Annotated in this window: 8 protein-coding genes; 3 read left to right on the top strand and 5 right to left on the bottom strand. The window is 73.3% G+C overall.

The annotated features are described in order from the left end of the window. The first annotated feature begins 341 nt into the window (after positions 1-341). The 3 genes from J4709_RS13170 (at position 342) to J4709_RS13160 (ending at position 2,017) form a co-directional block, all read left to right on the top strand. Positions 342-614, top strand: coding sequence for a CD225/dispanin family protein (locus tag J4709_RS13170; protein WP_208240625.1), 273 nt, complete (start codon positions 342-344; stop codon positions 612-614). A 27-nt stretch (positions 615-641) separates the two neighbouring features. Next, positions 642-1,100 (top strand): DUF2752 domain-containing protein, encoded by a 459-nt coding sequence (locus J4709_RS13165; protein ID WP_307801199.1) that lies wholly within the window; start codon positions 642-644, stop codon positions 1,098-1,100. 77 nt (positions 1,101-1,177) lie between these two features. Continuing rightward, a complete protein-coding gene (locus tag J4709_RS13160) occupies positions 1,178-2,017 on the top strand; it encodes a patatin-like phospholipase family protein (protein WP_208240623.1) in 840 nt (279 codons plus the stop codon). Positions 2,018-2,066: 49 nt separating this feature from the next. On the opposite strand, the gene J4709_RS13155 is transcribed toward J4709_RS13160, so the two are convergent. From J4709_RS13155 to J4709_RS13135, 5 genes are all read right to left on the bottom strand, one after another. Continuing rightward, complete coding sequence (locus tag J4709_RS13155) at positions 2,067-3,455, bottom strand: nucleobase:cation symporter-2 family protein (RefSeq protein ID WP_208240614.1); 1,389 nt, start codon at positions 3,453-3,455, stop codon at positions 2,067-2,069. Between the two features lie 142 nt (positions 3,456-3,597). Next, the gene (locus J4709_RS13150) at positions 3,598-4,131 is read right to left on the bottom strand and encodes a DUF1877 family protein (RefSeq protein ID WP_208240612.1); all 534 of its coding nucleotides are present in this window, start codon (positions 4,129-4,131) and stop codon (positions 3,598-3,600) included. Positions 4,132-4,180: 49 nt separating this feature from the next. Continuing rightward, the gene (locus J4709_RS13145) at positions 4,181-4,672 is read right to left on the bottom strand and encodes a metallophosphoesterase family protein (RefSeq protein WP_208240610.1); all 492 of its coding nucleotides are present in this window, start codon (positions 4,670-4,672) and stop codon (positions 4,181-4,183) included. 43 nt (positions 4,673-4,715) lie between these two features. Then, entirely contained in the window at positions 4,716-5,588 is an 873-nt protein-coding gene (locus tag J4709_RS13140) for an RNA polymerase sigma-70 factor (protein ID WP_232383386.1), read from the bottom strand. Between the two features lie 8 nt (positions 5,589-5,596). Beyond that, entirely contained in the window at positions 5,597-6,556 is a 960-nt protein-coding gene (locus J4709_RS13135) for an NAD-dependent epimerase/dehydratase family protein (protein WP_208240606.1), read from the bottom strand. Positions 6,557-6,559 lie beyond the last annotated feature (3 nt).

The raw sequence follows: 6,559 nt of genomic DNA, 5'->3' as shown, positions 1-6,559 counted from the left end.
CGGCCCTTCCGGGCGGTGTTGCCATTTCATCAGATCCGGCTCGATTTGCAAAATCGGGCCTTACCGACGCCATCACCGTACGGCTGACACGGCAAAGCCGCGTCGGCTGCTGAGTGGTGGTTTCCCCATCGGCCGGCCGCCAAGCGGGCGTCCTGCATCCGTGAGGGGGACGAGGGGTTAACTTACGTGGTCCGCGCGGCCTCGTCAAATCGACGCGCGGCGGTCCCCCGCACGGGCGTGCGGGCCAGGCTGGGCGGAGGGGAACCGGACGCGGCCCCTCGCCATCTACTTCTGTGAACCGGCCGACCCCCTATGACGGCCGACTCCACGGAGGTACGCGGATGAGCTACAACCCCCCGCCGAGCCACGAGTACGGCGGCACGCCGCCGTCCAGCCATCTCGTGTGGGCGATCCTGACGACGCTGTTCTGCTGCCTGCCCGCCGGGATCGTGTCCATCGTGTTCGCCGCGCAGGTCGACTCCAAGTGGTCCTCGGGCGACCACGCCGGCGCGGTCAACGCGTCCGAGAAGGCGAAGACCTGGGCGATCGTGTCGGCCGTCGCCGGCGCCGTGGTGCTGGTGATCTACGTCCTCGCCGCCCTGGGCAACAACTGACGCCCGGCCTCCATGTCCCCTGAGCACGTGTCCGCCCGGCCCCGGCCGGGCGGCACTCCGGACCGCCGCCGCGATCGCTCGCCGGTCGCGGCGGCGCGGCGGCTGTCGCGGCCGGCGGGCGTCCTGGTCCTGGCCCTGTCGGTCGTCTCCTACGTCGCCGCCGTGGATCCCGGCCAGGCCGGTCATTACCCGACCTGCCCGTTCCTGGCTCTGACCGGCTACGAGTGCCCTGGCTGCGGTGCGCTGCGCACGATCCACGCGCTAGCCCACGGGCACCTGCGGGAGGCGCTCGGCCTGAACGTCTTCGCGGTCGTGATGATCCCGGTGCTCGCCTTCTTCTGGCTCCGCTGGACGGCCGCCCGGGCGATGGACCGGCCCGTGCGGACGCGGGTGGCGGATCCGCGGCTGATCTGGGCGTTCCTCGGCGCGGTCCTGCTGTTCTGGCTGGTGCGCAACCTCCCGTTCGGGGCCGTCCTGACGGCGTGACGCCCTGGGGGAAGGGCCGCGGCCGGAATGTCTCCCGGCCTCCCTACGCTCTATCGATCACCATTGAGAGGACGGATATGACCGACAAGGGACGCGCGCTGGTGCTGGGCGGCGGTGGGGTGGCCGGCATCGCGTGGCTGAACGGAGTGCTCGCCGGGCTCGCCGAGGGAGGAGCGGACGTGACCGGCGCCGACCTGCTGGTCGGCACGTCCGCGGGCTCCGCTGTGGCAGCGCAGGTCGCGAGCGGGTTGCCGCTGAAGGAGCTGTACGCGCGGCAGGCGGACCCGGCGCTGCAGAACCGGGAGCTGATGCCGACGGGGGTGTCGGTGAGCACGGTCATGGAGACCTGGATGCAGCTCGCCTACGAGAACCAGGGTGATCCGGTGGCACTGCGGCAGGGGCTGGGCGCGCGTGCGCTCGCGGCCGACACGGTGACGGAGGCGGAGCGTCGCGCGGTGATCGAGGAGCGGCTCCCGTCGCACGAGTGGCCCGATCGGAAGCTGCTCGTGACGGCCGTGAACGCGCTCACGGGCGAGTTGCGGGTGCTGGACCGGGACTCCGGGGTGGGGCTGGTGGACGCGGTCACCGCGAGTTGCGCCGTCCCGATGATCTGGCCGGCGGTGACGATCGGCGGTGTCCGGTACGTCGACGGCGGCGTGCACTCGGCGACCAACCTGTCGCTGGCCACCGGGTACGAGCGGGTCCTGCTGGCCGCGCCGATGGAGGACCCGCACCTCGAGCAGGAGGTCGAGGCGGTGGCGGCGGCCGGGCGGGTCGAGGTGATCCGTCCGGACGAGGCGTCGACGGCGGCGTTCGGCGCGGACCCGCTGGACCCGTCGACGCGGACCCCGTCCGCCGGTGCGGGCCTCGCGCAGGGCAGGGCGGCCGCGGCGGGGATCGCGGCCTTCTGGAACTGACCGGACGGCGGTCCGCGGCGGCCGGCGGGCGCCGCGGACCGCGTCGCGGTCAGGACGTGGTGGCCGGTTCCGCGGGCGGGACGGCGGCGTCCTCCGCGTCCTGCGGGGGCGTCCGCGTGAAGACGTTGAACACCAGGTTCAGGACGATCGCGCTGATGCTGCCGATCGTGATGCCGCTGTTGAGGATCGCGGCGACGTCCTTCGGCATGTTCTCGCCGAACTGCGGGACGACGGTGGGCAGCAGCGCGAGCGCGATGCTGACGGCGACGACCAGGGCGTTGCGCTCCTGGCGCAGGTCGACCTTGCCGAGGGTCTGGATGCCGACGACGGCGACCATCCCGAACATCGCGACGGCGGCGCCGCCGAGGACGTCCGGCGGGATGGAGGCGACGTAGGCGGCGGCCTTCGGGAACAGCCCGAGGACGATCATCACGGCGCCGGCCGCGACGACGACGAACCGGCTGCGGACCCCGGTGAGCCGGACGAGCCCGACGTTCTGCGCGAAGCAGGTGTAGGGGAAGGCGTTCAGCGAGCCGCCGAGGAAGGTGGACAGGCCGTCGGCGCGCAGCGCGCGGGTGATGTCGGCGTCGGTGACGTCCTTGCCGACGATCTCGCCCGTGGCCTTGGAGTCGCCGACGGTCTCGACGACGGTGACCATCATGACCAGCAGCATCGCGATGATCGGGCCGATGTGGAAGGTCGGGGCGCCGTAGTGGAACGGGGTGGTGACGCCGAACCAGTCGGACTTGCCGACCTGGTCGAAGGCGGTGTCGCCGAGGGCGTAGGAGACGACCGTCCCGCCGACGAGGCCGAGCAGCACGGCGATGCTGCTCAGGAACGGGCGCCGGAGCCGGTAGAGCACGATGATGAACAGCAGGGTGCCGCCCGCGTACATGAGGTGCTTCCAGCTGCCGAAGTCCTTGCCCGCCGCCTTGGCGGCGGCGCCTCCGGCGGCGTCGGTGAGCGCGTTCGGCAGCAGCACCAGCCCCATGATCGTCAGGACGGTGCCGGTGACGAGCGGCGGGAAGAACCGCAGGACCCGGCCGAGGAACGGGGCGGCGATCAGGGTGACCAGGCCGGCGGTGATGGTGGCGCCGTAGATCGCGAGAAGCCCGGCGGTGGCGTTCTGCGCGCCCTGCCCGATGGCGATCATCGGTGCGACGGCGGTGAACGTGACGCCCTGCACGATGGGCAGCCTGATGCCGATCTTCCAGACGCCGAGCGACTGGATGATGGTGGCGATGCCGCAGGTGAACAGGTCGGCGTTGATCAGGTAGACGAGCTGCTGCGGGGACAGCCCGATCGCGCCGGCGACCAGGATCGGCACGACGACGGCGCCGGCGTAGAACGCCAGGACGTGCTGGAAACCGTAGAGGGCGAGCTTGGGGACGGGGAGCACCTCGTCGACGGGGTGCCGGCGCGGTCCTTCTTCGGGCATGCCTGCCTTGCCTTCCGGGGGTGGGTCCGACCAGGTGGACGCCCTGATCACGACGGCAGAAGATACCGGTTTCGGGGCACCGCGCCGACGCTCGGCCCCGCCCCTCGCGCGCGGGCGCCGGTCGGGCGGGGTCCCGGCCGGCTCAGGAGATGTCCTTGATGACCGCGTTGCCCGCGGCGGCGGCGCGGGCATAGAAGCCGCGGAGGACCGCGAAGTCGTCGGCGAGCCATCCCCTCGTGACCATGTCGCTTCCGTCGCTCTCGTGGAAGGAGTACGGCCCGATCTCCAGCAGCAGCGGGTAGCGCTCGCGGACGAGGGCGTCGAGGTCGATCGCGCGCAGGTGGGCGTCGACGGCGCGCACCTCGGCGGGTCTCAGCAGGATCGGCGTGTTGAGGCGGGAGGTGCCGCCGGTCAGGACGAGCCCGCCCATGACGGCGTCGCGGGCCGGGGCCGGGCCGAGGGGGACTCCTTTGGGATCCTCGTCGTTCTCACATCCCGTCAGCAGGATGTGGATCGCGTCCCAGGTGCGGGTCGTCTGCGCCGTCTCCAGTTCGCGGAGCGACTCGCCCCACGCGTCGTAGAGGCGGAGCAGGCCGCCCCGCAGGCCGTGCGGGTGGTCGAGGAGCGCGTGGACCTCGGTCCAGTCGTGGCGGCCGAGCGTCATCCAGAAGCCCACGGCGGCCTCCGCCCGGTGTCGTCCATGACGCCATTGTGCCCGGCGATGATCAGGTGACGGGAACGATTTGCGCGCCGGTCAGCCGTCCGCCGTCGATGTCGAGCAGGCCGATGGTGCCGTGCGGCTGCCGGCGCCGGTCGGTGGGCGAGCCGGGATTGAAGATCCGCACGCCGTCGCCGGTCTCGTCCAGCGGGATGTGCGAGTGCCCGAAGACGACGAGGTCGGCGGCGGGGAACCAGCGGCGCATGCGGGCGGTGCGGCCGCGCGCCTGGCCGCTGTCGTGCACCATCGCGACGGCGAGGCCATCGAGGTCGAGTTCGAGGCGTTCGGGCGCTCCCCAGGCGGCGACGTCCGGGCCGTCGTTGTTGCCGAGGACGGCGTGGACCGGCGCGTACCCGGCGAGCTCGTCGAGGACGGACGCGACGCAGACGTCGCCGGCGTGCAGGATCACGTCGGCGCCCCGCAGGTGCTCGGCGACCCGCGGCGGGCACGCCTTCCAGCGCCGGGGCGCGTGGGTGTCGGAGACCACGACCGCTCTCACTCCCCCATTGTCCGACGTCCGCCGCCGGCGGCCGGGGCCGGGGTCAGGGTGCGGGGCGGACGCGGCCGAGCTTGTCGGGGTTGAGGACGGCGAACAGCCCGTGGACACGGCCGTCGCGGACGTCGAACGCAGTGAGCTGCTCGTGGCCGTCGATGTGCGTCCAGAGCGCGGGCGCGCCGTTGGCCTCGACGACCCGGACCTCGCCGAAGCCGTAGCGGGCGCCGAGCCCGGTGATGAACGCGGCGACGGCGTCGCGTCCCTGGACGGGGCGGAGTGCGGCGCGGACCTTGCCGCCGCCGTCGTTCCAGGCGACGACGTCCTCGGCGAGCAGGTCGGTGAGGGCGGCGAGGTCGCCGCCGCGCGCGGCGTCCAGGAACCGGCCGAGCAGTTCGGTGTGGTCGGCGGTGGACGGCCGGAACCGGTCGCGGCCCTCCGCGAGGCGCGCCGCCGCGCGGCGGTGGTGCTGGCGGCACGTCGCGACGGGGATCCCGACGATGCGGGCGATCTCCTCGTAGGGCAGCTCGAACGCCTCGCGCAGCACGAACACGGCGCGTTCGGGCGGCGACAGCCGTTCCATCATGTGCAGGGTGGCGTAGGCGAGGGTGTCGGTCATCTCGGCGGTCTCCAGCGGCCCGAACGCGGCGGCGGACACCGGTTCGGGCAGCCAGGGCCCGGTGTAGGCCTCGCGGGTGACGCGGGCGGAGCGGAGCTGGTCGAGGGCGAGCCGGGTCACGATCGTCACCAGGTAGGCGCGGGGCGTCTCGACCTCGGCGGGGTCGGTGCGCGTCCACCGCAGGTACGCCTCCTGGACGGCGTCCTCGGCGTCCCACATGCTGCCGAGCAGCCGGTAGGCGAGCCCGAGCAGCAGCGGACGGTACTCCTCGAACGTGCCGGCGGCGTCTCCCCGCGTGTCCATGACGACGATCATGCCGCGTCGCGGGCGGCGGCGCCGTCCGGACCGCCGTCCGCGCCACCGTCCGCGCCGCCGGCCTCGACGCCGTGGACCCAGCTCGGGTGGCGGGGCCGCCAGTCGAGGCGGAGCCGGGCGCGGCTGTTGTCGGCGCCGCGCAGCCCGTTCATGAAGGCGACGCCCCAGCCGCCGACGGCGAGCCGGGCGAGGGCGGCGGGGACGCGCTTCGGCGCGGGCGCGTCCAGCATCCGGGCGTAGCCGGTGAGGAAGTCCGCCATCGCGACGGGCGTGTCGTCGACGATGTTCAGGACGCCGGTGACGTCCTTGTCGAGCGCGGCGACGATCGCGCTGGCGGCGTCGTCGGCGTGGGTGAACGACAGGATGGAGCGGCCGCCGCCGACCACCGGCACCTTGCCGGCGCGGACCTGCGCGGTGAACGACCCGTCGGGCGCGTAGGCGGAGCCGGGACCGTACAGGTGCCCGAACCGCAGGACCAGGCCGTTCGCGGCGGCGGTCGCCTTCTCCAGGTCGATGAGGGCGGACAGGACGGGCGCGAACTGCTTGGGGGTGCGGTCGGTCCACAGCGGCGCGTCCTCGTCGGCGAGGCCGTCGGCGGGCTGGTAGGCGTAGGCGAGGCCCTGCGCGAGGACACGTCCGACGCCGGCGGCCCGGGCGGCGTCGTAGAGGTTGCGGGTGCCCTCGGTGCGCAGCCTGTTGGTGAGCGCGAAGTCGCGGGCCAGGTGCTTCGGGTCGAGTGTGGAGGGGATGGCGGTGAGCAGGTTGACGACCGCGTCGGGCGCGGCCTCCCGGATGGCGCGGAAGACCGCGTCCCGGTCGAGCGCGTCGGCTGCGAGGGTGCGGCCCGGGCCGCGGCCGGAGCGCGACAGCCCGATCGCCTCGTGGCCGACGGCGTCGAGCAGCGGCATCAGCCGGCGGCCGATGACTCCGGTGGATCCTGCGACGAGAACGCGCATGGC

It is taken from the genome of Actinomadura violacea, from assembly GCF_017573465.1.
GTDB lineage: Bacteria > Actinomycetota > Actinomycetes > Streptosporangiales > Streptosporangiaceae > Spirillospora > Spirillospora violacea.
The sequence above is the reverse complement of the archived record's forward strand: the minus strand, read 5'-3'. Positions and strand labels throughout refer to the sequence as shown.